We start from the raw sequence: 23,955 nt of genomic DNA on the forward strand, positions 1-23,955 counted from the left end.
GTCAGACGCAGCGCAGGAACGCGTCGGGAGTCCGCCGCCCGGAATCGAGACCGCGCAGGACTTTCGGCAACGTCCCGCTGTACAGGACGCCGAGCCGCTGCGTCGCCCGCGTCAGCGCGACGTACAGTTCCGCCTCGCCGCTCGGGCCGTCCGCGAGGATCCGCTCCGGCTCCACCACGAGGACGGCGTCGTACTCCAGTCCCTTGGTCGCCGACGGCGCGACCGCGCCGGGCACTCCCGGCGGCCCGATGACGACCGACGTCCCCTCGCGGCCCGACTCTTCGCGGGTGAACTCGGCGACGGCGGCTTCGATGTCCACTTCGGACAGTCGGCGCGCCCACGGCCGGACCCCGCACGAGCGCACCGATTCCGGCGGTACCACCTCCGGCGCGAAACTCGCCAGCAGCGAAGCCGCCACCGCCATGATCTCCGACGGCGTGCGGTAGTTGACGGTCAGTTTCCGGTACACCCAGCGATCGGCGACGTACCGGGAGAGCATCGAGTCCCACGACCGGGCGCCCGACGGCGACCGCCGTTGCGCGAGATCCCCGACGACGGTGAACGACCGGCTGGGACAGCGCCGCATCAGCACCCGCCAGTCCATTTCGGACAGTTCCTGTGCTTCGTCGACCACGACGTGGCCGTAGGTCCATTCCCGGTCGGCGGCGGCGCGTTCGGCCAGGTCCCGCTCGTCACGTTCGGCGAACCGGTCCGCGAGTTCCTCCGCCATCAGGACGTCCGTCGGCCGCAGCGCGAACTCGTAGTCGTCGTGATCCTCCTCGAGCTCGACGATTTCCAGCACCCGCTCGGCGTACTCCTTGCGCGCCTTCCGCCGGCGTTCCTCCGCCCGGCGCTCGGCGGCGCGGTCGACGCCGAGCAGTTCGACGGCCTCGTCCAGCAACGGCACGTCGGAGACCGTCCACGCGTCCGCGTCCTCACGGAACAGCGCCGGATCGGCGCCGGCCGACCGCAACCGCTCCGGCGACGCGTAGAGCTCGGCGAGCAGCCGTTGTGGCGTCAGCGACGGCCAGAGCCGATCGAGCGTCGCGCGAAGCTGCTCGCTGGCGTCCAGATCACGCCGGGCGTTCTTCAGCATCTCCGGGCGCGTGTGCTCGTCGTCCGACGGCAGCCAGCCCGCGCCGAGCCGGTCGACCGCGCGGGTGGCGAGCGCGGCGATCACCTCCTGTTCGAAGACGGCCTTCGCCTCGTTGTGCAGCAGGCCGCTTTCCCTGGCGACCTCGCGCGCGGCGGCCGCGACCCCGGCGTCCAGCGGCACGGTGACGTCGTCGAGCTCGATCGGCTCCGGTTCGACGGGCAGCTCCTGCCGGTCCGCCACCGCCGCCGCGAGCACGTCCAGGATCGCCAGCGAACCCTTGAGCCGCTGGACCGGCGGCGGATCCTCGCGTTCGGCGCGCAGACCGGCGGCGAGGTCGCCCGGCGTCGCGAAGACGGCGCTGGTCTCGCCGAGCGACGGCAGGACCCGGCCGATGTGGTCGAGGAAACCGCTGCTGGGCCCGACCACGAGCACGCCGCGACGCTCCATGCGCTCTCGTTTCGTGTACAGCAGGTACGCCACCCGATGCAGCGCCACCGCCGTCTTCCCGGTGCCCGGACCGCCCTCCACGACGACGACACCCGGGTGCTCCAGCCGGATGATCTCGTCCTGTTCCGCCTGGATCGTCGCGACGATGTCCCGCATTCCCTCGCCACGAGGCGCGTTGACCGCGGCCAGGAGCGCGGCGTCGCCGCGTTCCCCCGCCGATTCCGGACGCCCGAACACCTCGTCGGCGAAATCGCGGACGTCGCGGCCGAGGGTGCGGAATTGACGGCGTCGTGCCATTCCTTCCGGGGACGCGCCCGTCGCGCAGTAGAACGCGCGCGACGCCGGCGCCCGCCAATCGAGCACCAACGGCTCGTAGTCGTTCTCTTCGTCGAAAAGACCGATCCGGCCGACGTACGACCGTTCTCCCGAAAGGGCGTCCAACCGGCCGAAACAAAGACCCTCGTCGGCGATCTTCAGTCTCGCCATCTCGCGCGCCTTGGCACCGACCGAGACCTCACGGTCGGAAAGCGCGAAACCTTCTCCCCGCAGCGCACCGGCGTACGCCTCCTTGACCCGCGCGCGTTCGGCGTCCAGCCGCCGGTAGAGCGACGCCACGTACTGCCGTTCGGATCGCAATTCCTCGTCGTACCCCTGATTTGACAAGTTCCCCTCACAGCGGTTAGACTGACAACACATTCGGTGCATCGAATCAAGCATTATGATTCGGGCGCCGATTTTTTATTGTCCACCGCTTGTCAAGAGACCCCCGGCATTCCCGGGCGGACGATCGTGCGCGATAATGGGGACGAAGATCCGCCATTATCGCGCACGATCCACTCAGCCGAGCATGAACTCGCGGGGGTCGAGCGCGCGCCCCACCACCCGGACGTCGCCGAGCCAGCCGTGGAACGCCTGCTCGACGATCGAGTCGTAGGCGTACGCGCCGATCAGCCAAGAGCCGCCGGGGTTCGCGATCCCCGCGGCGGGCGTCTTCGGGTTCCGCAGCACCGGGCAGCCGTCGACGTAGAGCGTCGTCCGCCTGCCGTCGTTGACGGCGGCGACATGGATCCACTCCTCCAGTTTCAGCTCGTGCCCCCAGCAGGTCGAGATCCCGTTCTGGTTCACCGGGAACACCGCCCACTGGAACGCCGCACCGTCCGAAAGGGACAGTGTGGCCGAGGGCTCGCCGGGATCGTCGCCGGTCTTGCCCGCCTTGCCACCGGAACCCTGCCTGCCGAAGATCGCGGCCCAGGCGTGCTTCCCGTCCTTGAAATCCGCGGGCAGTTTGACGAACGCCTCGACGGTGTAGCCGCGCGTGAAGGACTCCGCGTTCATCGGCGCGGAGTCCGCCGTGCGCAGATATCCGCCGCGAGCCGGTTTCTTGCCGCCGTCGAACCGGAGACTCGACCTCGACGGCTGCCGCCCGGAGAACTCGCCGGAGAACCGCAGCGCCTCGGGCGCGCTGCCGGGCAGGGTCACCCGGATCAGGTCGTTGCCCCGCCCCGAAAGGTCACGGACGCCGTTCACCGGCGTCCCGTCACGGCCTTCGAATCGCCAGTACGCCACGGTCCCGCGGATCAGCTGCCGTTCGGCGGGCCGCGCGGGCGGCACCGGGACCGGCGCGAACCCGGCGAACCTCGACTCGAAGTCGATCTCCAGGCTGAAGTAGTCCGCCGGGCCGGTGCGTTCGATCTCCTGCCGCTGCAGCTCGTTCAGCCGCGGCGCCTGATCCGCGAGCCACGGCGAGACGGTGCGGACGTCGATCACGTTGCGCGCGAGGTCGAACCGGTAGAGCCGGATCATCGCGCTGCCGCCGTAGTACCGGTCCTGGTAGTTCGTGATGTGCAGATGGACGTCGTGGCCGGCGTTGTTCCGCTTCACCATGCGCCCGGGCGGCCAGTAGTGCCCGTTGAGCGTGAGGAAGATCTGGTCGTTCCCGGCGACCAGTTCGTCCCACACCTTCTGCCCGAACTCCGAGAACCGGGCCTGTCCTGCCTCGTCGGCCCATACCAATTCATGGATGGTCAGGATCGCCGGAAGCCGCGGGTTCCGCGCCAGGACCGACCGCGCCCACTCCAGCCCGCCCGCCGACGGCCGCCAGTCGAGCGCGAGCAGCAGCCACTCGCGTCCACCCGCGCGGAACACGTGGTGGCTGTTGTAGCCGTCCGGGCTCGCGCCGCGGAAGGTCCGCGAACCACGCTGCCGGTGCGGCCCGAACGCGTCCAGGTACGGCGTGCGGCCGCGCTGGTCGTCGGTCGAGGACTTGACGTCGTGGTTGCCCGCCAGCGTGCTGTACGGGAACCGGCGCCGGTCCAGGTGCTGGAACGAGCGGCTGATCTGGTCGAACTCGCCAGGCTGGCCGTTCTCGGTGAGATCGCCGAGATGCGCCAGGAAGACGATGTTCTCGTCGCCGCCGGTGACGTACCGCAGGGTGGCGTCCAACGGCGCGGGGTCGCCGCGGTCGGCGTCGAAGAGGTACTGGGTGTCGGGCAGCACCGCGAGGGTGAAGCAGCCGTCTTCGAGGTCCGGGCCGTGGTGGCCGAAGGTCGCCGAAGCGGCGGGAGCACCTAGCGCGGGTAACGCGGAGACCGCCGCACCGGCGCCGAGCAGGCCCGCGCCGCGCAGGAAGGTCCGTCTGGATGAGTCGTTCACGGCCGCAACCTACGGTCGCGGAGGCAACGCGTCCTCCAACCGCGGATGAACACTTGCCCCGCTCGGTAGCTTCGTCCCATGGGGAACGTCAAACGCTGGCCCGTGCTCGCCGGGGTCGGTGTGGTGGTGGCCGCGGCGGGCTGGTGGATCGTGGACGAGATGCCGTCGGTGGACGACGCCGTCGCCCGTGCGGCGCTGCCGCCGATCGACGAGCATCTGCGCTCGCTCGCCGGTGCCCGGCACGCGGGAGTCCGCTGGGTGTGCACGCAGAAGGTGATCGAGACCCGGCCGGAAGGTGGCCGGGTCAAGATCGGTCTGGTCGCGAGCTGCGACGAGGTGGAGCGGAACGCCGACGGGCTCGTCACGCGCGGCGGATTCCGCCGTCAGCCGATGGTCTACCGCGTCGAACGCACTCCCGGCGGGTACCGGGTGCTCGATCGGAAGGTCGCGGTGGACGGGGCGGGATACTCGCCTTCGGTCAAGGAGATGTTCTCGTGGGTCGGCGCCCGCCGGGTGCTCGGCGGCGCGAGCCCGGACGACCCTCGGAACGTGTCGGCCGCCGCGTTCGGCCTGCCGGGAAGCACCCCGGTGCGCACCGGCCGGTGATCAGTCGCCGTCGCGGTCGATCTTCTTCGGCACCACGAACCACATGACGACGAACAGCACGGCCGTCACCACGCCGAGAATCGTCATCGCGATCGGGCCGAAGACGACCTTGGCGATGAGCGCGACGGTCGTGGTGATGGCGGCCGCGAGACAGCCGAGCCCGACCAGCACGGACCGGTTGCCGACGGTGAGGATCCGCTCGCGGTTGCCGGTGCGGAAGAGCAGCCGGTGCCACGCGGCGGGCGCCGTCAGCAGCACCGTCGAGCAGACGGTGAGCAGGACCGCCGTCAGATGGACGGATTTCTCGAACCCGCTCGCCTGGTGGAACTCGTCGGTGAACACCACCGTGAGCAGGAAACCGAAGAGGATCTGGACACCGGCCTGCGCGACCCGCAGCTCCTGGAGGAGCTCACTGACGTTGCGGGTCAGGCGTTCGTTTTTCGTCTCGCCGGTGTGCTCGACCATTCAGCGGCTCCAAGACCATCGGTTGACGCCTGACCTTTTCATGCCAGCCGAGCGAAGTCACTGACACGACCACGACGGCGAGGCCCAACCACTGAGTACCCGACAAATCGGCGTTCAAGCACAATACGCCGATAACGGCGGCCGTGACCGGGAACGCCAGCTCCGCGAGCGTCGCCCTGGCGGCGGGGGTCGACCGCAGGCCCAGGTAGTACAGGCTCAGCGCGAGCAGGCCCGGGACCAGCGCCAGGAGGCCGAGCCCGAGCGCGTTGTCCCAGCCGACGGCGAACTGGCCGCCCTGATACGCCACGATCCCCGCCGAGACCGGCAGCCCGACCGTGAAGCGCAGCGTGGTGACCTCCTTCGGCGCCAGCTCGGTGGAGAGCAGCCGCCCGAGCACCGTGCCTGCCGCCCACAACGCGGCCGCGCCGATCGCCAGCAGGGCCGCCTTCGCGGCGGCGACCTGGATGTTCAGCGGATCCTTGAAGGCCAGCAGCCAGGCGCCGAGCAGCGCCGGGATCGCGAACAAGGCGTACCCAGGACGGACCCGCTCACGGAGCACGAAATACGCCGCCAGCACGGCGAACACCGGCTGGAGCTTCTGCAGTACCAACGGCGTCACGGGGTCGCCCAGTTTGAAGGCCGCGGTGAACATCGCCGTCGCGAGCGCGGAAGAGCCGCCGCCGATGGCGAGCACGGCCAGCCATTCCCGCGGTCCGGTCCGGCGCAGCGCCCGGATGGCGCCGGGGATGAGGGGGCTCAGCACGAGCACGACCAGCAGGTGCTCCCAGAAGACGACCGTGGCCGCCGGGAGCGCCTCGGCGAGCGGGAGGCGCAAAAGGCCGTCGGTGCCCCAAAGAGCGGCGGCGACCGCGACCAGCCAGGTGCGATCCGGAGGGTTACTGCTCACAAGTCCTGCCCATAGTTTGAGAATGATCGCCCGACCGAGTGACCACCCTGGCGTGTCCGATTCGTGCGGACTAGGCAAGGGACATGCGCCCCGTCCCCGCACTCTCGCTTGTCCTGTCCGCGGCCGTACTGGCCCTGACCGCCGGCGCCGGGCCGGCCACCGCCGTCCCCGGCTCCCGGGTCCACGTGATCACCGCCAAGAGCGGTCTCACGAGCTACAAACCCGAACTGGTGCCGCCCGGCGCCCGCGCGCACGTCTTCGGGTTGACGTCCAAGCACCTCGGCACCTCGACCGCGGTCCTCGTGACCGGCCTGCTGCCCAACCGTGAATACGGCGCCCACGCCCACACGAAGCCGTGCGGCGCCACCGGCGACCTCGCCGGGCCGCACTACCAGAACGTCGAAGACCCGGTGAAGCCGTCGGTGGATCCGGCCTACGCCAACCCTCGCAACGAGATCTGGCTCGACCTCACCACCGACGCCACCGGCCGCGGCGCCGCCGTGTCCAAAGTGGACTGGACGTTCACCGATCGGCGCGCGAACTCCATCGTGATCCACGAAACGCACACCCACACCCACCCGGGCCACGCCGGGACCGCGGGCGCGAGGCTGGCCTGCGTGACCGTCGGTTTCTAGAAGCCCCAGGTGCGTTCGGGCCGGATCCTGATCCGGACGTTGTACTCCCGGTCGAATTTCGGGACGTCGTAGTCGATCGCCGGGTAGTGCTTCTCGTACTTGCCGAGGAAGCCAGGCTGCTCCGACGCGAGACCGTCCGGCAGGATCTCGGCCTTGCCGCCGATCACCAGGATCGAGCCCCCGTGCTCGTCGCTGTTGAAGTGAAGGCTGACCTCCGGGTTGCCTTCGATGTGGCGGGTCTTCGCGGTGTCCGGCTGGCTGAAGACGATGAAGTCGTCACCGTCGAGGACGAACCAGACCGGGCGGGGCGAAGGGCGTCCCTTCGGGCTGATCGTGGTCAGCCAGGCGACGTTCTCCTTCGCCCGCTCGGCGAGCCGTGAGTCGGGTTGGTAGGTCATGAACCGACCAACCACGACCCGGCGGCATTTCTTCCGCGTCCGCTCAGCGGGACGCGACGAGTTTCGCGTACCGCGTCCCGGCGCCGAGCAGCACCAGGCCGGCGATGAGGAAGGCGGCGACCCTGGCCAGGCCGTCCAGCGCGGCGAGGTCGAACAGCACCAGCTTCAGCACCGCCGCGCCGACCAGCACGAAGCCGATCACCCGCAGGTTGACCGCGGAGATGCCGCGGACGAGCAGCACCAGCGCGGCTACCGTCCAGGACACCGTGATCACCACGTGGCCGACCAGGAACCCCGAGCGGCCGGGGACCACCAGCATCGCGCCGCACAGCACCATCGCACCCGCGCCGTAGAGCCCGCAGACCCCGGCGAAGAGCCACGGCACCACGTTCTCCGCCGCGGCCTTGAACATCCCGAGCCGGTGCGCGACCCACGGAAGCGTGACCGAGACGGCCAGGATCGCCAGCGCCACCAGGAACGCGGCGGCGAGGTCGGCGTCCGGACGGTTGCGGATCAGGAAGAACAGCGTCGGCGGGACGTCGAAGACCAGCGCGATCATGCCGCCGATGACGGTGAAGCCCAGCCCGCCGAAGAGGGCGACGTGCTTCTTCGTCCACAGTGCGACCAGCGCCAGCAGGACACCTTGGCCGATCAGGATCGCCGACCGGGCACTGCCGTCGAACAGCGTCATCGTCGTCTGCAGGGCCGCGACCAGCCCGGCGGCGCCGGCGAGCTCCCCCGTCCAGCCGTCGAGCCACTTCCCGACGGCCCACACCGCGAGCAGCACCAGCGCGACCGACGCCGTGACCAGCACGGCCGGGGTCTTCGGCAGGAACAAGGCGGCGAGCAGCGAAGGCGCGGGGGCGAAGGCGAGCAGGACGAGCGCGGCGGCGTCCCCCGGCCGCTTGGCAGTGACGATCAGGGCCAGCGCGAGTCCCACGCCACCCACGGCCAGGGCGGCGGCGGTGTTGGCCGTGCTGCCGCCGAACCCGGTGAACGCCGTGCTGAAGACCGACGCGACCAGCGGCGGGATCCCCGCCGCGACCGCGACCGACGGCCACGACTGGCGCAGCTGCACCGGCGTCGAAGCGACCTGGACGACGATCAGGAACGCGACCAGTTGCGCGGTGAAACCCTGCGTGATGATCGGCGAGCAGACCACACACCCGAGCACGACGGCCGTCGCGAGCAGCGAAGACTTCCACCGCACGGCCAGCAGCAACCCGCCGACCGCGATCAGCAGCCCGAGCGCGAGACCGGCGTAGGCCGGGAGGTACTCGTACATCGTCGTCGCGGCGATGGCGTCGAGGTACAGCGCGCCGATACCCGTGGCGGCGAGCGCGAACGCGCCCGTGCGGCCCGCCGGCGTGCGGTGCAGCCTCAGGCCGATGCCGACCAGCGCCGCGCCGAGCACGGCGCCGCCGATCACCCGCGGCAAGGGGCCGAACCAGCCACGCTGGATCGCGAGCACGAGGAACAGCACGATGCCGAGCAACGTGACCGCGCCGCCGATCCAGGCCAGGAGCCTGCTGCCGGCGCCTTCCTTGCCCAGCTTCTCGGCGAGGGACACCTTCGGGGCGGGCTGGTACGGACGGTAGGGCTGCTGATACTGCTGGCGGTACTGCTGTTGCTGCCACTGCGCGTACTGGGCCTGCTGGTACTGGGCTTGCTGGTATTGCTGCTGGTAGTGGGCGTGCTGCGGGTGCTGATACTGAGGGTGGGGGTGGGGGTGGGGGTACGGCTGCTGCGGGACCTGCTGGGGCTGCTGGGCCTGGGGCTGCTGGGCCTGCTCGGCCTGCGGCTGTTCGGCCTGCGGCTGCGGCGCCTGGGGCTGCTCGGGCACCTGCGGTCCGGCCTGGGCCTCTCCGGCCTGCGCTGCCTGCTGTTCGGCCTGCTCAGGCGCCTCTTCGTGCTTCGGCTCCGCCACGGACTGGACGGTCCGCAGCTCCGTGCCGACCCGCGCGAGGCGGGCCCCAAGGTCGTCGATCTCCCCGGCGAGCCTGAGGAGCACATCCCCATCGGTGGTCATGACGATCAGCATGCGGCCTGAAGCGCCCGGAGGGATCCGTAGCACTACTCAATCGTGATGACGATGTGGTCGCGACCTACAAGATCATCGCGATCGGGCCCACACCCGAAGTGCTCGTAAAAGGTCGATGTACCGGAAGCCCGGCCAGTTGACGTCGCAGAAGTACAGCCGGGAATCCTTCGCCTGCCAAAGCAGGAATCCGGACAGCCGGACCTCGCCACTGGTCCGGATGATCAGGTCCGGATCGGGACTGCCCACCGTGTACAGATGCGCGGAAAGGGCGTCCACGGAAACGGAGTCCGCGATCTCCACAAGGGACTTGCCGTCCGCGGCCCCTTCGAGCACGAGATCGCGGACGGCGTCGACGATCTCCTCGCGGCTTCCGTAGCCGATGGCGAGGGTCAGCTCGACCCCCGTCGCACCGCGAGTGTCCTCTTCGGCCTGCTTCAGCACTTCGGCCGTAGACGACGGCAACATGTCGAGGCGCCCCACAGGCGCGACACGCCAGTTCGCGCCCGGCGCGGTGAGCCGGTCACGGACGACGTCCTCGATCACCTGCATCAAGAAGGCCATCTCCGGCGACGCGCGCTTCGTGAGGTTGTCGACCGAAGCGAGGTACACCGTCACGTGCCCGATGCCGAGGCCTTCGCACCACGACATCAACCGGGCGATGTGCTGTGCGCCGTGACGATGCCCCTCGCGGACGTCCTGGAAACCCATCGCGCGAGCCCAGCGGCGATTGCCGTCGATGATCACACCGACGTGCCGTGGCAACGGGCCCCGGCGGAGGCGGGCGCGGAGCCGTCTCGCGTAGAGGTCGTCGAGTCTGGTCCGGACGCTCATGAAGGCGAAGCTACCGAAAGAGAGCGTTCTTCACTCCGCTCGAGTAGTCCACAGAGCACTGATCGGGAGACAAGCCAGGTTGTCTCCGAAGGGAAGCTGCTGGTCGCCGCAATAGAGAACGAAGCCGGCACGAAACCGGTCGCCCAGCCGGCGCTGAAGAACCCGGATCGAGCGAAAGTCGTCGGTCCGGACGGTTTCCGCGGCCTTCACTTCGATAGCGACCACCAGACCGGCATTGTCCTCCAGTACCGCGTCGACCTCGTAGCCGTCGCGGTCCCGATAGTGATGCAGACGAGGCATCGTCTGGCTCCACGTGATCTGGCGGGCAAGTTCGCCGATGACGAAGGTTTCGACCAGCCCACCGGTCGTGGCGTCGTTGGTGACGCCGGAGACGAGGTGCCCCGCCAGCCCCACATCGTTGAACACCAGCTTCGGCGTGGCGACCGCTCTTGTCGTCGCGTTCGCCGACCATGCCGGAATCAATCGGATGAGGTAGATCAGCTCGAGGAGTCCGACGTAATCACGGACCGTCGACCCGGGGAGAGCCAGATCCGATGAAAGCCGACTGTAGTTGAGCAAGCCGCCGGACTGTGCCGCGAGCGTTCCGATCAATCGCCGCATAGCGGAGACGCGTTGGATGTCCGCGACTTGGTGCACGTCCCGACTCATGATGTCGTCGAGATACGACCTGAAGAACTGAGCACGCCGCCGTGGAGTTTCGCGACGTACGGCTTCGGGATATCCGCCGCGTGCGACGAGCGTCAGGTAGTCACGGCGACGCAAGGTCGAGGACGTTGCGCGCAAGCGGCTGCCGTGCTCGAACACGGCATCGACGAAACCATCGGGTTCACCAGTGATTTCCCCCTGCGACAGCGGGAACAGTTCGATCGTCTCCGAGCGTCCCGGCAGGGAATCGGGAAGTTGACTCAATCCGAGAAGCCGTGCCGAGCCGGTCAACAGAAACCGGCCTGGACGCGGGTCTCGGTCCACTATGTGCTTGATGGTCAGCCACAGTTCCGGAACACGCTGGACCTCATCGATGAGCATGGCTCCCGGCGCGTCCAGAAACGCCACCGGATCCGCGACGGCAGAAGCCCTGGTCCTCGGGTCGTCAAGGTATCGCCGTACGCCAGTGGGATGGTCGCGTAAACACAGCTCCGCGAGGGTGCTTTTGCCGGTTTGACGTGCTCCGTTGAGGATGACGACACGCGTGTCGCCGAGCGCTTCCGCGACCATGTCAGCGGCTCTGCGCGGAAGGTAGCCGTCAGCTCTGTGCACGGCTCGAACTCTACCAGCTTCCGTGGATCTGCCGACGAACCTGCCGCTGATCTGCCGAAGCTCTTGTCGCTGATCTGCCGATAGATGTCCCGTGGATCTGCCGACTCACGACCGCTCGTATCGCAGCGCGCCCACCTGGTCTTATCGACCGTCCGGCACCGGATCTTGAGTCTGGAGTGACCGCGATCCCGGCCAGGCGATCCTAAGATGCGTTGTCGCAAAGCTGCGCGGGCCGACTCAGTCCCATAAGTCGCAATCCAGAACGTCGACGCCACGGACAGGATCGATGGCAAGTGACCGGCCCACCTGCAAGTGACAGACGCCACAGGCGACAATGGAGGACGTGACCGCCACCCTGAGCAAGCCCAGCCTGAAGATCGGCCCCTACGAGGTCGATCCGCCGGTCGTGCTCGCTCCCATGGCGGGCATCACCAACGTCGCGTTCCGGCGGCTGTGCCAGGAGTACGGCGCCGGCATCTACGTCTGCGAGATGATCACCGCCCGCGCGGTGGTCGAGCGCCACCCCGGCACCATGCACATGATGACCTTCGGCGAGAACGAAAAGCCCAGGTCCATGCAGCTTTACGGGGTCGACCCCAAGACCATGGCCGAGGCCGTCCGCATCATCACCGGCGAGGGGCTCGCCGACCACATCGACAGCAACTTCGGCTGCCCGGTGGCGAAGGTGACGCGCAAGGGCGGCGGCGCGGCGTTGCCGTTCAAGCGCAAGCTGTTCGCCGACATCGTGCGCGAGTCGGCGAAGGCGGCGGCCGAGGCGGGGGTGCCGTTCACGGTCAAGTTCCGGGTGGGCATCGACGACGACCACCTCACGTACCTCGACGCCGGGCGCATCGCCGAGGCGGAGGGCGCGGCGGCGGTCAGCCTGCACGCGCGCACGGCCGCGCAGCGCTACTCCGGCCAGGCCGACTGGACGAAGATCGCGGCCCTCAAGGAAGCCGTCACCAGCATCCCGGTGCTCGGCAACGGCGACATCTTCTCCGCCGAGGACGCGTTGCGGATGGTCGACGAGACCGGTTGCGACGGCGTCGTGGTCGGCCGCGGCTGCCTGGGCAGGCCGTGGTTGTTCGGCGAACTCGAAGCGGCCTTCGCCGGGCGCCCGCAGCCGACGCCGCCGAACCTCGGCGAGGTCGCGAAGGTGCTGCGCCGCCACACCGAACTGCTCGTCGAGCACGACGGCCACGACAAGGCCATGCGCGACATCCGCAAGCACATGGCTTGGTACTTCATGGGTTTCCCGGTCGGTTCGGAGCTGCGACGCGGCTTCGCGATGCTGTCCAGCATGGACCAGCTCGACGATCTGATCGCCAAGCTCGACCACGACGCCCCGTTCCCCAGCGCGGCCACCGGGCCGCGCGGGCGGCAGGGTTCACCCGGCAAGGTGACGCTGCCGCACGGCTGGCTCGACGACCCGGACGACGACTGCGTCCCCGAGGCCGAGGACATGCACTCGGGCGGCTGAAACGAAAACGCTCCCGCCGGGCGGCGGGAGCGTTTCGTTCACGACTCAGGTTCCCCTGGTCTTGTAGGCGAACTTCCACTGGTCGTGGTCGACCTCGAAGCACCGCATGGTGATCGTGTAGTACCGGGCCATGTTGCTCTGCTCGATAAGACACGCCTCGTAGGTCGGGTACGGCCCGAGATGGCACCCCGGGTTGCCGTCGCAGACCCCGAGCACCGAAACCGGCGCCTCCTGCGCGACCGCGACATTCGCCGCGGTGACACCGATTCCGCCCGCGAGCGCGACGGAAGCGGCGCCGACGACGAGCCGGCGCCTCCAACTGTTCGACATGTGTTACCCCAGTTTCCCCAGTGCGACCGAAGATCGGCAGCGCGTTCATTAGACGATCAAGGAACACTCGTCGTCAATCCCTTGCCGCCTGCCGGAAACCGGAGACCCGTAAAGTCGGCGTCGTGATCGAGCAGCTGAGCATCCCCACCGCGGCCGGTTCCTTCGACGCCATCGCGGCAGGCCCCGAAGACGGCCGGCCTGTCCTGCTGCTGCACGGCTTTCCCGAGGCCGCGGTGGAATGGGAGCACCAGGTCGCGACGCTCGGCGTGCTCGGCTATCGCGCGGTGGCCCCGGATCAGCGCGGCTACTCCCCGGACGTCCGGCCGGAACAAGCCTCCGAGTACGGGATCGACGACCTCGTCGGTGACGTCATCGCGATCGCGGATCGCTTGGGGTGGAACGAATTCGATCTCGTCGGACACGACTGGGGCGGCGCTGTCGCGTGGTGGGCGGCCGACGCGCATCCCGGCAGGCTCCGCAGTCTCGCCGTGATTTCGACGCCGCATCCGGCGGCGCTGGCGGAGGCCATGAAGACCGACGAGGACCAGCATCTCCGTTCGGCGTACATGACCGAATGGCGGCAGACCCGCGTCACCGAACGGCGGATGCTCGAGAACGACGCCGACGCGCTGCGCCGCATGTTCGACTGGAAAGTGCCGCCGAGCAAGATCGACGAGTACGTCCAGCGCCTGTCCGAGCCGGGCGCGCTGACCGCCGCGCTCAACTGGTACCGCGCCGGCCGTCCCGGCGGGAAGATTGGCCCGATCGAGGTGCCGACGCTCTACATCTGGAGCACCGAGGACGCCGCCTTCGGCTCGACGGCCGCGCTCGACACCGCGAACCGGGTCACCGGCCCGTACCGCTTCGAGATGATCGAGGACGTCTCCCACTGGGTGGTGGAGGAGGCGCCCGAGGCCGTCACTTCTTTGCTCGTGGAGCACCTCTCGTCCCACTAACAGGGGTAACTCTGGTCGCGGTACCGGTTACAGCGAGCCTGCTGGTTCAGTGGGGCGGATGAACAACATGACCGAAGTGGACACCGAACGCATCGTCTACGTCACCGAGGACGGCGAGCCGACCGGTGAGACCGCGCCCAAACTGGCCGCCCACCACGAGCACACCCGGCTGCACCTGGCGTTCTCCTGCTATCTGCTGCGCGGCAGCGACCAGGCCCTCCTGATCACCAGCCGCGCCGCCACCAAGAAGGTGTGGCCACGGGTGTGGACCAACAGTGTCTGCGGGCATCCCGCACCGGGTGAACCGATCGAGGAGGCCGTCCGGCGCCGGGCCGCGTTCGAGCTCGGCTTGCCCCGGCTGGACGGGCTCAGGTGCGTCCTCCCGTCCTATCGCTACTCGACACCACCGTTCGAAGGGGTGGTCGAGAACGAGTTCTGCCCGGTCTTCGTCGCCTGGGTCGACGAAGATCCGGAACCGCATCCGGACGAGGTCGGCGACTGGCGCTGGTTGAGCTGGAATGATTACGCACTGTTGCTGAATGACGATGTGACTGACGTGAGTTACTGGGCGAAAGATCAGTTTTCGCAGCTCAAAGACGCCGAGCCGTTTTCGTCCTTACGGAACGGCACTCCGGTGCGTGACAATGGCGCCGAACCGTCGTCCTCTTGAGCGATATTCGCTTTCGCCCGTACTCATACCTCAAGAGATCCCTCCTATACGACGAAAACCAATTCGTGGCGGAGGTGAGCGTGGCAGCCGACGACGAGGCCGCGCTCCCATCGGGCGCGCCGACCACCGATCTGCTCACCTTGCATGAGTCGATCGCGCGAGTTCTCGCCACGCAGGGTGATTGGCGCCGCGCGTACCACCACCTCAAGTCCGCTTTGGACCTCGCCAGGGCGGGCAGCCTGCGGGACACGCTGACGTCCAGTTACAACCGCCGTTACCTCGATCAGTGGCTGCACGGCCCCGCCGTCGACCACCGCGGCCCGCCCGGGGTCGCCATCGCTTTGGTGGACTTGGACCTGTTCAAGGACGTCAACGACACTTTCGGGCATCTGGTCGGCGACCGGGTGCTCCGCGAAGTGGCCGACCTCCTGCAGCAAGGGCTCCCACCCGAAGCGTTCTGCGCCCGCTACGGCGGCGAGGAGTTCGCGCTCGTCATCCCCGACGTCGACGCCGCCCGCGCCGTGCGCATCGCCGACACCGCCCGTATCCGCGTCGCCCGCCATCCGTGGCGCCGGATCCGCCCCGGCCTCTCGGTGACGATCAGCGTGGGACTCGCGCACGAAAGCCGCGCGGAGCCGGATATCGGGGCGGAACCGGAACGGCAGTTGCGCAGCGCCGACGCTTTGTTGTATATGGCGAAACGGGCCGGCCGAAACAAAGTGGCCTATCAGGACGCGGAATCGTCGCGGACGATTCCGCACCCGATGAACGCGGCCGGGTCCGCGGGCGCCTAGACTCTCTCCGCCGCCACTCACACAGGCAGCCGTCGCACTCTGCGTAGTGGTTTCGCCCCTTTTAACGCAGCTTTAACCACGACCGCTCACCCGATCGCATGGACCGTTCGGCGCTTCTCGGTACCTTGAGTGAAGAAAATTCCGGGATGGTTGTCGTCACGAACCCGAGGTGTCCGTACGATAACGAAAGAGCTTCGACGAGTCGTGAAAGGAGACCGAGTGCCCGACGAGCACCACAACCCGGGGACCGGTCGCCACAGTCACACCGACAGGAGCGCCGGTGAGCGCGGCCGCAGGGCTCGACGCCGCTCGATGGACACCCACGGCGGTATCAGCGTTTCGGACGTCGTCGCACGTCACACCGGTGAACGCCCGGTCTTCGATCCCACCGCGGACGCGCCGGCCCCGCGCCGCCTCCGGCAGAGCGAACCGGCGCCCGAGCCTCCGAGACCCGGCGTGCGCGCCGCTCGGACGGAGCCGCCCGCACCGCGTCGTCCCCGTCCGGCCACCCCCGCCGAAAACCCGGCGCCCGCTCCTCGCGCGGCCACCCCCGCCACGCCGCAGGCACAGACACCGCCGCAGACGCCGCCGCTGAACCCGCGGCCCACCGAGGCCCCGCGTCCGCCTCGAGCACGCCAGCCGCGCCGCCCTTCGCAGGCCGCGCCCAGCCCTGAAGCCCCGACGCAGCGCCGTCCGCCGTTGGTGAACCCGGGCGCGCAGCAGCAGCCCGCGGCCCCGCCGCCCCCGCGTCGTCCCCGCCGCCCGGCGCAGCGGCCGGTCCAGCAGGCGCCGGTCCCGCCGAGGTCCGAGATGGACCGGCTCACGATGACCGACGAGCTCGAGGCGATCGACGACGCGACGATCGTCAAGCGCAAGATCGACCACACGCTGGCACGGTTCTCCGCCGCGCACGACGAGCTCGAAGCCGAAGAGGCCAAGAAGCGCGAGCGTCGCGAACGGTTCGCCGCTCGGCCCGCCGCGCTCCTGGAGCAGACCCGCACGGCGTTGCAGCGGGTGGTCACGACCACCGATTCCGCGCCGGCGGAGGCCGCCGAGGAGTCTGCCCCGCAGACCCGGCTGCAGGAGAAGAAGGAACGCAAGACCAGGCAGGCCGCCAAGGCCGGCCGGATCGCCGCCGCCGTGGTCGCCGCGCTCGTGTTCCTGTCCATCGGTTCGGCTTGGGGCGCCCAGACCTGGTTCGACGCGAAGTTCAACACCGTCGCTTCGCTCGACGAAGACTCGGCCGACATCCAGGACGCCGCGGGCCAGACCGGCGACGAGAACTTCCTGATGGTCGGCTCCGACACCCGTGACGGCGCGGCCGCCGAAGACGGGGTCGGTGACGCCGACGGCACCCCGGGCGCCCGTTCGGACACGGTCATGATCGCGCACGTCCCCGCCGACCGGCAGCGCGTCGTCATGGTGTCGTTCCCGCGCGATCTCGAGATCAACCGCCCCGAATGCAAGCGGTGGGATCCGGCGACGTCGTCGTACTCCGAAGAGTCCGCGCCCGCGCAGAAGATCGCGAAGCTGAACACGGCCTACGCGGTCGGCGGCCCGCAGTGCGTCACGAAGGTCATCCAGCAGATCACCGGCATGAAGATGAACCACTTCGTCGGGATCGACTTCAACGGCTTCAAATCCATGGTCGACGCCGTGCAGGGTGTGACCGTGTTCAACGAGAAGCCGGTCGACGACACGACGCTCGGCATGATCATCCCGCAGGCGGGCGAGGTCCGGATCTCCGGCGACCAGGCGCTGAACTACGTCCGGGCGCGGCACGTCAAGGGCGACCCGACGTCGGACTACGGCCGGATCAAACGGCAGCAGGCCTTCCTGGGCGCGCTGCTGAAGACGGTGATGTCCAAGGAAGTCATCCTGGACACCGGCAAGCTCAGCGGGTTCATCGACGCGTTCGCCAAGGCCACCTTCGGCGAGAACATCGGCATCAACCAGATGATGACGCTGGCGAAGTCGATGCGCGGGATGGGTTCGGACAAGGTCAAGTTCCTCACCGTGCCCACCACCGAAGAGGCGAACAAGCGCGGCAACGAGGTGCTCGTGCAGAGCAGGGCGAAGGCCGTCTTCGACGCGCTGATCAACAACACCCCGCTGGAAGAGAAGGCGCCGGCGCCCCCCGCGGGCGAGAAGGCCCCCGCTCCGACCAGCTCCGCCAAGTCCGGCGGCGCCAAGAAGAGCAGCAGCTCAGGCTGAGGATCATTCGTTAGTCCGGGTTCACGTCAGGTTCACTCTGGGATGCGGCTTTTGGACCCTGTTGCCCGTAGGGTTGGGCCATGCGTGAGGCTTACCATGTCGAACTCGAACAGCTCGCCGAGAACCTAGCGAGCATGTCGCTCCAGGTCGCCGACGCGATGGAGCGGGCGACCCGGGCGTTGCTCGAGGTCGATCTCGGACTCGCCGAGCAGGTGATCAGCGACGACGCGAAGGTCGACGACGCGCGCGCCGAATGCGAGGAGCAGGCGTACGCGCTGCTGGCCCTGCAGGCACCCGTCGCGACCGATCTGCGGACCGTCCTCGCCGCGATCCACGCGGCGGAAAGCCTGGAGCGGATGGGCGACCTGGCGCTGCACGTGGCCAAGGCCGCGCGCCGCCGTCACCCGGACCCCGTGCTGCCCGAAGAGGTGAAGGCGGACTTCGCCAAGATGGGCGAGGTCGGCGTCAGCCTGGCCCGCCAGGTCGAGCAGGTCATCAAGTCCAAGGACGTCGAGGCCGCCCGCACGATCGAGTCGGACGACGACGAGGTCGACGAGATCCACAAGCACCTGTTCACGGTCATCATGGACCGGAACTGGGACCACGGCGTCGCCGCGGCCGTGGACGTCACCCTGCTGGGCCGCTTCTACGAGCGCTTCGCCGACCACGCCGTCTCGGTCGCGCGCCGGATGATCTTCGTGGTGACCGGCAAGATGCCCGGCTACGGCCCCGACGAGCTGTAAGGGGACTTCCCCGCAGAGGACGTAGCGAAAGGGCCCTTCACCGCATCTCACGCGGTGAAGGGCCCCTTCGTCGTCTTACGGCGAGCTCACGACCGAGATGGCCGCCCGCACGCGTCCGTCACCTGAGCACCACACCGCGGGAACGCGTTGCGAAAGCCACTTTCGCAACCTTCAACGTTGCGAAAGTGGCTTTCGCAACGTCCGCCCGGCCGACCGCGCGCCCACCCCAGACCCCGAGCGCGTGAAGGCCCCCTTCCCTCGGCTGAGCCGAGGGAAGGGGGCCTTCACGCGCACCAGAGACTCAGCCGAAGCGGCCCGAGATGTAGTCCTCGGTCGCCTTCTCGTCCGGGTTCGAGAAGATCTTCTCCGTGTCGTTCAGCTCCACCAGACGACCCGGCTGGCCGACGCCCGCCAGGTTGAAGAACGCGGTCTGGTCCGAAACCCGCGCCGCCTGCTGCATGTTGTGAGTCACGATGACGATCGTGTACTCCTTCTTGAGCTCACCGATCAGATCCTCGATGGCCAGCGTCGAGATCGGGTCGAGCGCGGAGCACGGCTCGTCCATCAGCAGCACGTCGGGCCGCACGGCGATCGCCCGCGCGATGCAGAGCCGCTGCTGCTGACCACCGGAGAGGCCGCCGCCCGGCTTGTTCAGCCGGTCCTTGACCTCGTTCCACAGGTTCGCGCCGCGCAGGGCGCGCTCGGCGACCTCGTCGAGTTCCTTCTTGCCCTTGGTGCCGCCGAGGCGCAGGCCCGCCACGACGTTGTCGCGGATGGACATCGTCGGGAACGGGTTGGGCCGCTGGAACACCATGCCGATCGTGCGGCGGACCTGCACCGGGTCGACTCCGGCGCCGTAGATGTCCTCGCCGTCGAGCAGCACCTCGCCCTCGACGCGCGCGCCGGGGATGACCTCGTGCATGCGGTTCAGCGTGCGCAGCACCGTCGACTTGCCGCAGCCCGACGGGCCGATGAACGCGGTGACGTTCCGCGGCGGCACCGAGAGGGTGACGCCGTCCACGGCGTGGAATTTGCCGTAGTAGATGTCCACGTCTTTGACGTCGATTCGTTTGGCCATCTCAAACAGCTCACTTCTTCTTCGGGGCGACAAGACGGGCAAAGAGCATGGCGAGGAGGTTCACGATCGCGATGATCAGCACCAGGGTGAGCGCCGCTCCCCAGATCCTGTCGAACGCGACGGTACCCTCGTCGAACGGGTTGCTGACCCGTTCGTTGTTCATCAGAAGCGGCAGCGCGGCCTGTTCGCCACCGAAGATGTCCCAGTTCACGTAGGCCGAGTAGCCCACGAGGACCAGCAGCGGCGCGGTCTCGCCCATGACCCGGGCGAGCGCCATCATGATGCCGCCGATGATGCCGGACAGGGCGGTCGGCAGGACGATCTTCATGATCGTCTTCCACTTCGGCACGCCGAGCGCGTACGAGGCTTCGCGCAGGTCGTCCGGGACGATCCGCAGCATTTCCTCCGAGGAGCGCACGACCACCGGGATCATCAGCAGCACCAGGGCCAGCGACACGGCGAAACCGCTGCGCGGGAGGCCGAACGTGGTGATCCACAGGGCGTAGATGAACAGCGCCGCGACGATCGAGGGGACACCGGAGAGGATGTCCACCATGAACGTGGTGATCTTCGCGAGCTTGCCGCGGCCGTATTCGACCAGGTAGATCGCGACCAGCATGCCGATCGGGACCGCGATGATCGCGCAGACCAGGCCCTGCAGCACCGAACCGATGACGGCGTGGGCCACGCCGCCGCCGACCTCGTCCGACAGCACCGAGCCGAAGTCCTCGGTCCACCAGTTGCTGTAGGGGATCCGCTTGACACCGTTGATGACCACCGTGGCGAGCAGCCACACCAGCGGCACGACGGCGATCAGGAACGACAGCCAGATCAGCGCCGTGGCGAAGCCGTTCTTGACCTTCCTGGCCATGCTGACCTGCTGGAAGGCGGGGGTGGTGGCGGGGGTCTTCTCGAGCGTGGTGGACATGCTCAGTCCCCCTTCTTGGCGATGACGGATCGCGCGATGAAGTTGACGACGAGCGTCAGCAGGAACAGCACGAGACCCGCCGCGATGTACGCGCCCGCCGAGATCTCGTTGTTGAGTTCCGCGTAGTCCGCCGCGATCTTCGAGGCGAACGTGGCGCCGCCGTCGAAGAGGCTCCAGGTGAACTCGCGGCCGACCGCGCCGGTCAGGATGATCGCGAGCGCGATCGTCTCGCCGAGCGCGCGGCCGAGGCCGAGCATCGAGGCGCCGATGTAACCGGCCTTGCCGAACGGCAGCACCGTGGTGCGGATGACCTCCCAGCGGGTGGCGCCCAGCGCCAGCGCGCCTTCGATGTGCGGGGTCGGGGTCCGCTCGAAGATCTCGCGGGAAAGCGAGGTGATGATCGGCAGGATCATCACGGCGAGCACGATGCCCGCGGTGAAGATGGTGCCGCGCAGGTCCGGCGAGACGTTGCCCGCCGCGAAGAGCGGGATCCACGAGAAGGTGTCGTTGACCCACTGCGAGAACGGCTCGATCGCCGGCGCGAACACCATCAGGCCCCACAGGCCGTAGATGATCGACGGGACGGCGGCGAGCAGGTCGATGACGTACGCGAACGGCCGCGCCAGCCGCTTCGGCGCGTACTGGGTGAGGAAGAGGGCGATCCCGAGCGAGATCGGCATCGCGATGATCAGCGCCAGCAGGGACGAGTACACCGTGACCAGCAGCAGGCCCATGATCCCGAAGCGCATGTCGTCCGGGGTGGTCTGCCAGACCTGGCTGGTCAGGAAGTTCACGTTGTCGGCCTGGAGCGCCGGGATGGCCTGCACCAGCAGGAACAACCCGATCAGGCCGATCAGCGAGACGACGAAGACGCCGGCTCCGGTGGTCAGGATCTGGAAGATGCGGTCACCGGGTCGCACCGTCCTGGCATTGGGGCTCGCGAGGCGCACCGAGGACTGCTCGGGCGGTGACGCGGCAGATTGCTCCGAAATCGGGTCCTCCGTGAAGGTCTCGCGGACGCCAGAACGCCCACCGGGGTCGCCGGTGGGCGTTCTGGGCGAAGATGAATCGCTCATCGACTACTTCTGTCCAGCCTGTCTTTTACCGGTCGACCGGAAGGATCAGGCGATGGCCTTGACGGCGGTCAGGACCTTGTCCTGCAGGCTCTGCGGGATCGGCACGTAGCCCTTCTCCGAGAGCGGCTTCTGACCGTCGGTGGCGGCGACGTTCAGGAAGGCCTTGACGGCCTTGCCGACCTCGGCGTCCGCGTACTTGGAGCACACGATCTCGTAGGTGGCCAGGATGACCGGGTAGGCGCCGGGCACGTTGCTGGAGTAGATCGCGTCCAGGTCGAGGGCCAGGTCGTTCGTGCCCTCCTTCTTGAACTTCGCCGCGTCGAGGGACTTGGCGACGTTCGCCGCGTTGAGCTCCACACCGCCGGAGCCGCTGTCGATCAGGGCGGTGCTGATGCCGTCCTTGGCGAACGCGGACTCGACGTAGGTGATGGCGCCGTCGGCGGACTTCACGGCGTTGGCGACACCGTTGGACTTCTCCGCGCCGTTGCCGACACCGCCGTTGAACTTCTTGCCGTCACCCTGGGTCCAGGCGCCCTTGGACGCGACCTTCAGGTACTTCTGGAAGTTGTCGGTGGTGCCCGACTCGTCGGTGCGCGAGATGACCTGGATGGCCTTGTCCGGCAGGTTGAGGCTCTCGTTGCCCTTGACCGCCTTGATGGCCGGGTCGTTCCACTTGGTGATGCCACCGTTGAAGATCTTGGCGGTGACCTCGGGGGTCAGGGTCAGCTTGTCGACCCCGGAAAGCTTGTAGGCGACGGCGACCGGGCCGACGACGAGCGGGAGGTTCCACGCGTCGGAGGCGCACCGGGCCTTGGCCTTCTCGGCCTCTTCGTCCTTGAGCGGCGAGTCCGAACCGGCGAAGTCGACCTGGTTCGCGTTGAACTGCTTGATGCCGGCGCCCGAACCGCTCGGGTTGTAGTTCACCTTCTGGCCGGAGCACTTGGCGGCGTAAGCCTGCACGAAGATGTCGATCGCGTTCTTCTGCGCGGACGAGCCCTCGGCCGAAAGCGGGCTCTTGCCGCCGCATTCGACGTTGGCCGCGCCACTCGGAGCGGCGGCGGCACCCGTGCTGCCGGGCTTGGTCGCCGCCGGGTCGGATCCACAGGCGCCGAGCACGAGGGCGGCGGTGGCCACGATGCCGATCGCGCCCGCGGGCCGCATGATCTTCACTGCATTTCCTCCACTGGGAGACTTTCGCCGGATCGGTGGAACGGGAGCGTTCCTTCCGGACCCGGACACTAAGCACCGACAGTGGACAGGCGGCCGTCTAAGGGTGAACGACAGGTGAACAAGGCGGCCGATGTGAGCAGCGCGACTACTCCGAAAGTGGCCCGTGTCCCAGCCGTGACCTGCGCGTCTGCTCTCCGTGACCGGTCAAGTGCCGCACGTGTGAACGCCGTTACCGAGCGTATTGAACGTCGACCTCGTATCGGGTGAAGCCGAGCTTCGAGTACACGGCGAGTGCGGGCGCGTTGTCCCCTTCGACGTACAAGATCACTTGCCCCAGCCCGCGATCACGGAGGTATCGCAGCCCGGCGAGTGTGAGCGCCTTGCCGAGACCGCCGCCCTGGGCGTCCGGATCGATGCCGACGACGTAGACCTCGCCGGCGGGCTCGCCGCCGAACCGGCCGGGGACGGCCTCGTGGACCTTCGTCCAGTGGAAGCCGATGACCTTCCCGTCCTCTTCCGCGAGGAAGAAGCCCTCGGGGTCGAACCAGGCTTCCTTTTCGGTCGCCCGGACCTCGTCGGCGGTCAGTGCGCCCTGCTCGGGATGCCAGTCGAAGGCACGCGCGTTGACGCGGACCATCGCTTCCTCGTCCTGACCGGGGACGAACGTCCGCAACGTGACGCCCTCACGAGTCACGGGCTCCGGCCAGTCCGCGGCCTCGGCGTCCGCGTGCAGGATCAGCAGCTCGCGGGCGCGCTCGAAGCCCTCGGTCCCGGCGATGTGGACGGCGGCTGGGTGATCGCCGTGCGCCCAGACGCGCAGCGGCTTCCCGTCGACGTGTTCGACGAGCGCCTTGGTCGCCGCCCGGCCGTGACCGGACCGGCGGTGCGCGGGATGGACGAACAGTTCGGCGACCTGGTTGCCGTGCGAATCGCCTTCGGTGTCCAGGTGCGCGTACACGACCAGCTCGCCGTCGACGTGCCCCAGCAGGTGCTCGCCACCGGCGAAACCGGTGTCCAGCGGGTCGCCGTCGGCCTCGCGCACGGCGAGGAGGAAGTCGTGGATCTCTTCCGTTTCCGGTTCACCGGTCCAAGACAGATCGAGCATGAAACCGACCCTACCCGGGAACCCAGTCCACGCCCGGACGTCTTGTCGGACAGGA

General features: G+C 68.4%; 22 protein-coding genes. 8 read left to right on the forward strand and 14 right to left on the reverse strand.

Going from position 1 to position 23,955, the window contains the following annotated elements:
- Position 1: 1 nt before the first annotated feature.
- Positions 2 to 2,206, reverse strand: a complete 2,205-nt coding sequence (gene helR, locus ACOCEP_RS09210) for an RNA polymerase recycling motor ATPase HelR (RefSeq protein WP_482336868.1) — start codon at positions 2,204 to 2,206, stop codon at positions 2 to 4.
- A gap of 174 nt (positions 2,207 to 2,380) precedes the next feature.
- The gene (locus tag ACOCEP_RS09215; RefSeq protein ID WP_482336869.1) at positions 2,381 to 4,195 is read right to left on the reverse strand and encodes a LamG-like jellyroll fold domain-containing protein; all 1,815 of its coding nucleotides are present in this window, start codon (positions 4,193 to 4,195) and stop codon (positions 2,381 to 2,383) included.
- Between the two features lie 78 nt (positions 4,196 to 4,273).
- Between ACOCEP_RS09215 and ACOCEP_RS09220 the strand changes: the two genes are divergently transcribed.
- The gene (locus ACOCEP_RS09220) at positions 4,274 to 4,801 is read left to right on the forward strand and encodes a hypothetical protein (protein ID WP_482336870.1); all 528 of its coding nucleotides are present in this window, start codon (positions 4,274 to 4,276) and stop codon (positions 4,799 to 4,801) included.
- Here ACOCEP_RS09220 and ACOCEP_RS09225 read toward each other — a convergent pair whose 3' ends face one another.
- Positions 4,802 to 5,266 carry a DUF6328 family protein gene (locus ACOCEP_RS09225; protein ID WP_482336871.1) on the reverse strand — a complete coding sequence of 155 codons (465 nt, stop codon included), beginning with the start codon at positions 5,264 to 5,266 and terminating at the stop codon, positions 4,802 to 4,804.
- Positions 5,211 to 6,173, reverse strand: coding sequence for a DMT family transporter (locus tag ACOCEP_RS09230; RefSeq protein WP_482336872.1), 963 nt, complete (start codon positions 6,171 to 6,173; stop codon positions 5,211 to 5,213). The genes ACOCEP_RS09225 and ACOCEP_RS09230 overlap by 56 nt, the downstream gene beginning before the upstream one ends.
- 83 nt (positions 6,174 to 6,256) lie before the next feature.
- Here ACOCEP_RS09230 and ACOCEP_RS09235 point away from each other — a divergent pair, with 83 nt between their 5' ends.
- Complete coding sequence (locus ACOCEP_RS09235) at positions 6,257 to 6,808, forward strand: superoxide dismutase (RefSeq protein ID WP_482336873.1); 552 nt, start codon at positions 6,257 to 6,259, stop codon at positions 6,806 to 6,808.
- Here ACOCEP_RS09235 and ACOCEP_RS09240 read toward each other — a convergent pair.
- The 4 genes from ACOCEP_RS09240 to ACOCEP_RS09255 form a co-directional block, all read right to left on the reverse strand.
- Positions 6,805 to 7,206 carry a TIGR03667 family PPOX class F420-dependent oxidoreductase gene (locus tag ACOCEP_RS09240; protein WP_482336874.1) on the reverse strand — a complete coding sequence of 134 codons (402 nt, stop codon included), beginning with the start codon at positions 7,204 to 7,206 and terminating at the stop codon, positions 6,805 to 6,807. The genes ACOCEP_RS09235 and ACOCEP_RS09240 overlap by 4 nt on opposite strands.
- 43 nt (positions 7,207 to 7,249) lie before the next feature.
- Positions 7,250 to 9,247 (reverse strand): DUF2339 domain-containing protein, encoded by a 1,998-nt coding sequence (locus tag ACOCEP_RS09245; protein ID WP_482339659.1) that lies wholly within the window; start codon positions 9,245 to 9,247, stop codon positions 7,250 to 7,252.
- A 72-nt stretch (positions 9,248 to 9,319) separates the two neighbouring features.
- A complete protein-coding gene (uppS, locus tag ACOCEP_RS09250) occupies positions 9,320 to 10,078 on the reverse strand; it encodes a polyprenyl diphosphate synthase (RefSeq protein ID WP_482336875.1) in 759 nt (252 codons plus the stop codon).
- Positions 10,079 to 10,108: 30 nt separating this feature from the next.
- On the reverse strand, positions 10,109 to 11,356 hold the full coding sequence (locus tag ACOCEP_RS09255; protein WP_482336876.1) for an ATP-binding protein: 1,248 nt from the start codon (positions 11,354 to 11,356) through the stop codon (positions 10,109 to 10,111).
- 334 nt (positions 11,357 to 11,690) lie between these two features.
- Between ACOCEP_RS09255 and dusB the strand changes: the two genes are divergently transcribed.
- Entirely contained in the window at positions 11,691 to 12,836 is a 1,146-nt protein-coding gene (gene dusB, locus ACOCEP_RS09260; RefSeq protein ID WP_482336877.1) for a tRNA dihydrouridine synthase DusB, read from the forward strand.
- A 45-nt stretch (positions 12,837 to 12,881) separates the two neighbouring features.
- On the opposite strand, the gene ACOCEP_RS09265 is transcribed toward dusB, so the two are convergent.
- Complete coding sequence (locus ACOCEP_RS09265; protein ID WP_482336878.1) at positions 12,882 to 13,166, reverse strand: hypothetical protein; 285 nt, start codon at positions 13,164 to 13,166, stop codon at positions 12,882 to 12,884.
- A gap of 122 nt (positions 13,167 to 13,288) precedes the next feature.
- On the opposite strand from ACOCEP_RS09265, the gene ACOCEP_RS09270 reads away from it, so the two are divergent.
- The 5 genes from ACOCEP_RS09270 (at position 13,289) to phoU (ending at position 18,543) form a co-directional block, all read left to right on the forward strand.
- Positions 13,289 to 14,122, forward strand: a complete 834-nt coding sequence (locus tag ACOCEP_RS09270; RefSeq protein WP_482336879.1) for an alpha/beta fold hydrolase — start codon at positions 13,289 to 13,291, stop codon at positions 14,120 to 14,122.
- A 58-nt stretch (positions 14,123 to 14,180) separates the two neighbouring features.
- Complete coding sequence (gene idi, locus ACOCEP_RS09275) at positions 14,181 to 14,792, forward strand: isopentenyl-diphosphate Delta-isomerase (protein ID WP_482336880.1); 612 nt, start codon at positions 14,181 to 14,183, stop codon at positions 14,790 to 14,792.
- A gap of 65 nt (positions 14,793 to 14,857) precedes the next feature.
- Complete coding sequence (locus tag ACOCEP_RS09280) at positions 14,858 to 15,586, forward strand: GGDEF domain-containing protein (RefSeq protein ID WP_482336881.1); 729 nt, start codon at positions 14,858 to 14,860, stop codon at positions 15,584 to 15,586.
- Positions 15,587 to 16,396: 810 nt separating this feature from the next.
- Entirely contained in the window at positions 16,397 to 17,800 is a 1,404-nt protein-coding gene (locus ACOCEP_RS09285; protein ID WP_482339660.1) for an LCP family protein, read from the forward strand.
- Between the two features lie 80 nt (positions 17,801 to 17,880).
- Positions 17,881 to 18,543 (forward strand): phosphate signaling complex protein PhoU, encoded by a 663-nt coding sequence (gene phoU, locus ACOCEP_RS09290; protein ID WP_016337999.1) that lies wholly within the window; start codon positions 17,881 to 17,883, stop codon positions 18,541 to 18,543.
- Positions 18,544 to 18,844: 301 nt separating this feature from the next.
- On the opposite strand, the gene pstB is transcribed toward phoU, so the two are convergent.
- From pstB to mshD, 5 genes are all read right to left on the reverse strand, one after another.
- Positions 18,845 to 19,621: a phosphate ABC transporter ATP-binding protein PstB gene (gene pstB, locus ACOCEP_RS09295; RefSeq protein WP_005152681.1), complete on the reverse strand. Its 777-nt coding sequence runs from the start codon at positions 19,619 to 19,621 to the stop codon at positions 18,845 to 18,847.
- Between the two features lie 10 nt (positions 19,622 to 19,631).
- Entirely contained in the window at positions 19,632 to 20,549 is a 918-nt protein-coding gene (gene pstA / locus ACOCEP_RS09300; protein ID WP_192742570.1) for a phosphate ABC transporter permease PstA, read from the reverse strand.
- Positions 20,550 to 20,551: 2 nt separating this feature from the next.
- A complete protein-coding gene (gene pstC / locus ACOCEP_RS09305) occupies positions 20,552 to 21,469 on the reverse strand; it encodes a phosphate ABC transporter permease subunit PstC (protein WP_063272599.1) in 918 nt (305 codons plus the stop codon).
- A 201-nt stretch (positions 21,470 to 21,670) separates the two neighbouring features.
- Entirely contained in the window at positions 21,671 to 22,795 is a 1,125-nt protein-coding gene (gene pstS / locus ACOCEP_RS09310) for a phosphate ABC transporter substrate-binding protein PstS (RefSeq protein WP_482336882.1), read from the reverse strand.
- A 229-nt stretch (positions 22,796 to 23,024) separates the two neighbouring features.
- Positions 23,025 to 23,900: a mycothiol synthase gene (mshD, locus tag ACOCEP_RS09315; RefSeq protein WP_482336883.1), complete on the reverse strand. Its 876-nt coding sequence runs from the start codon at positions 23,898 to 23,900 to the stop codon at positions 23,025 to 23,027.
- Between the last annotated feature and the right edge of the window lie 55 nt (positions 23,901 to 23,955).

The organism is Amycolatopsis sp. CA-211722, assembly GCF_056828465.1.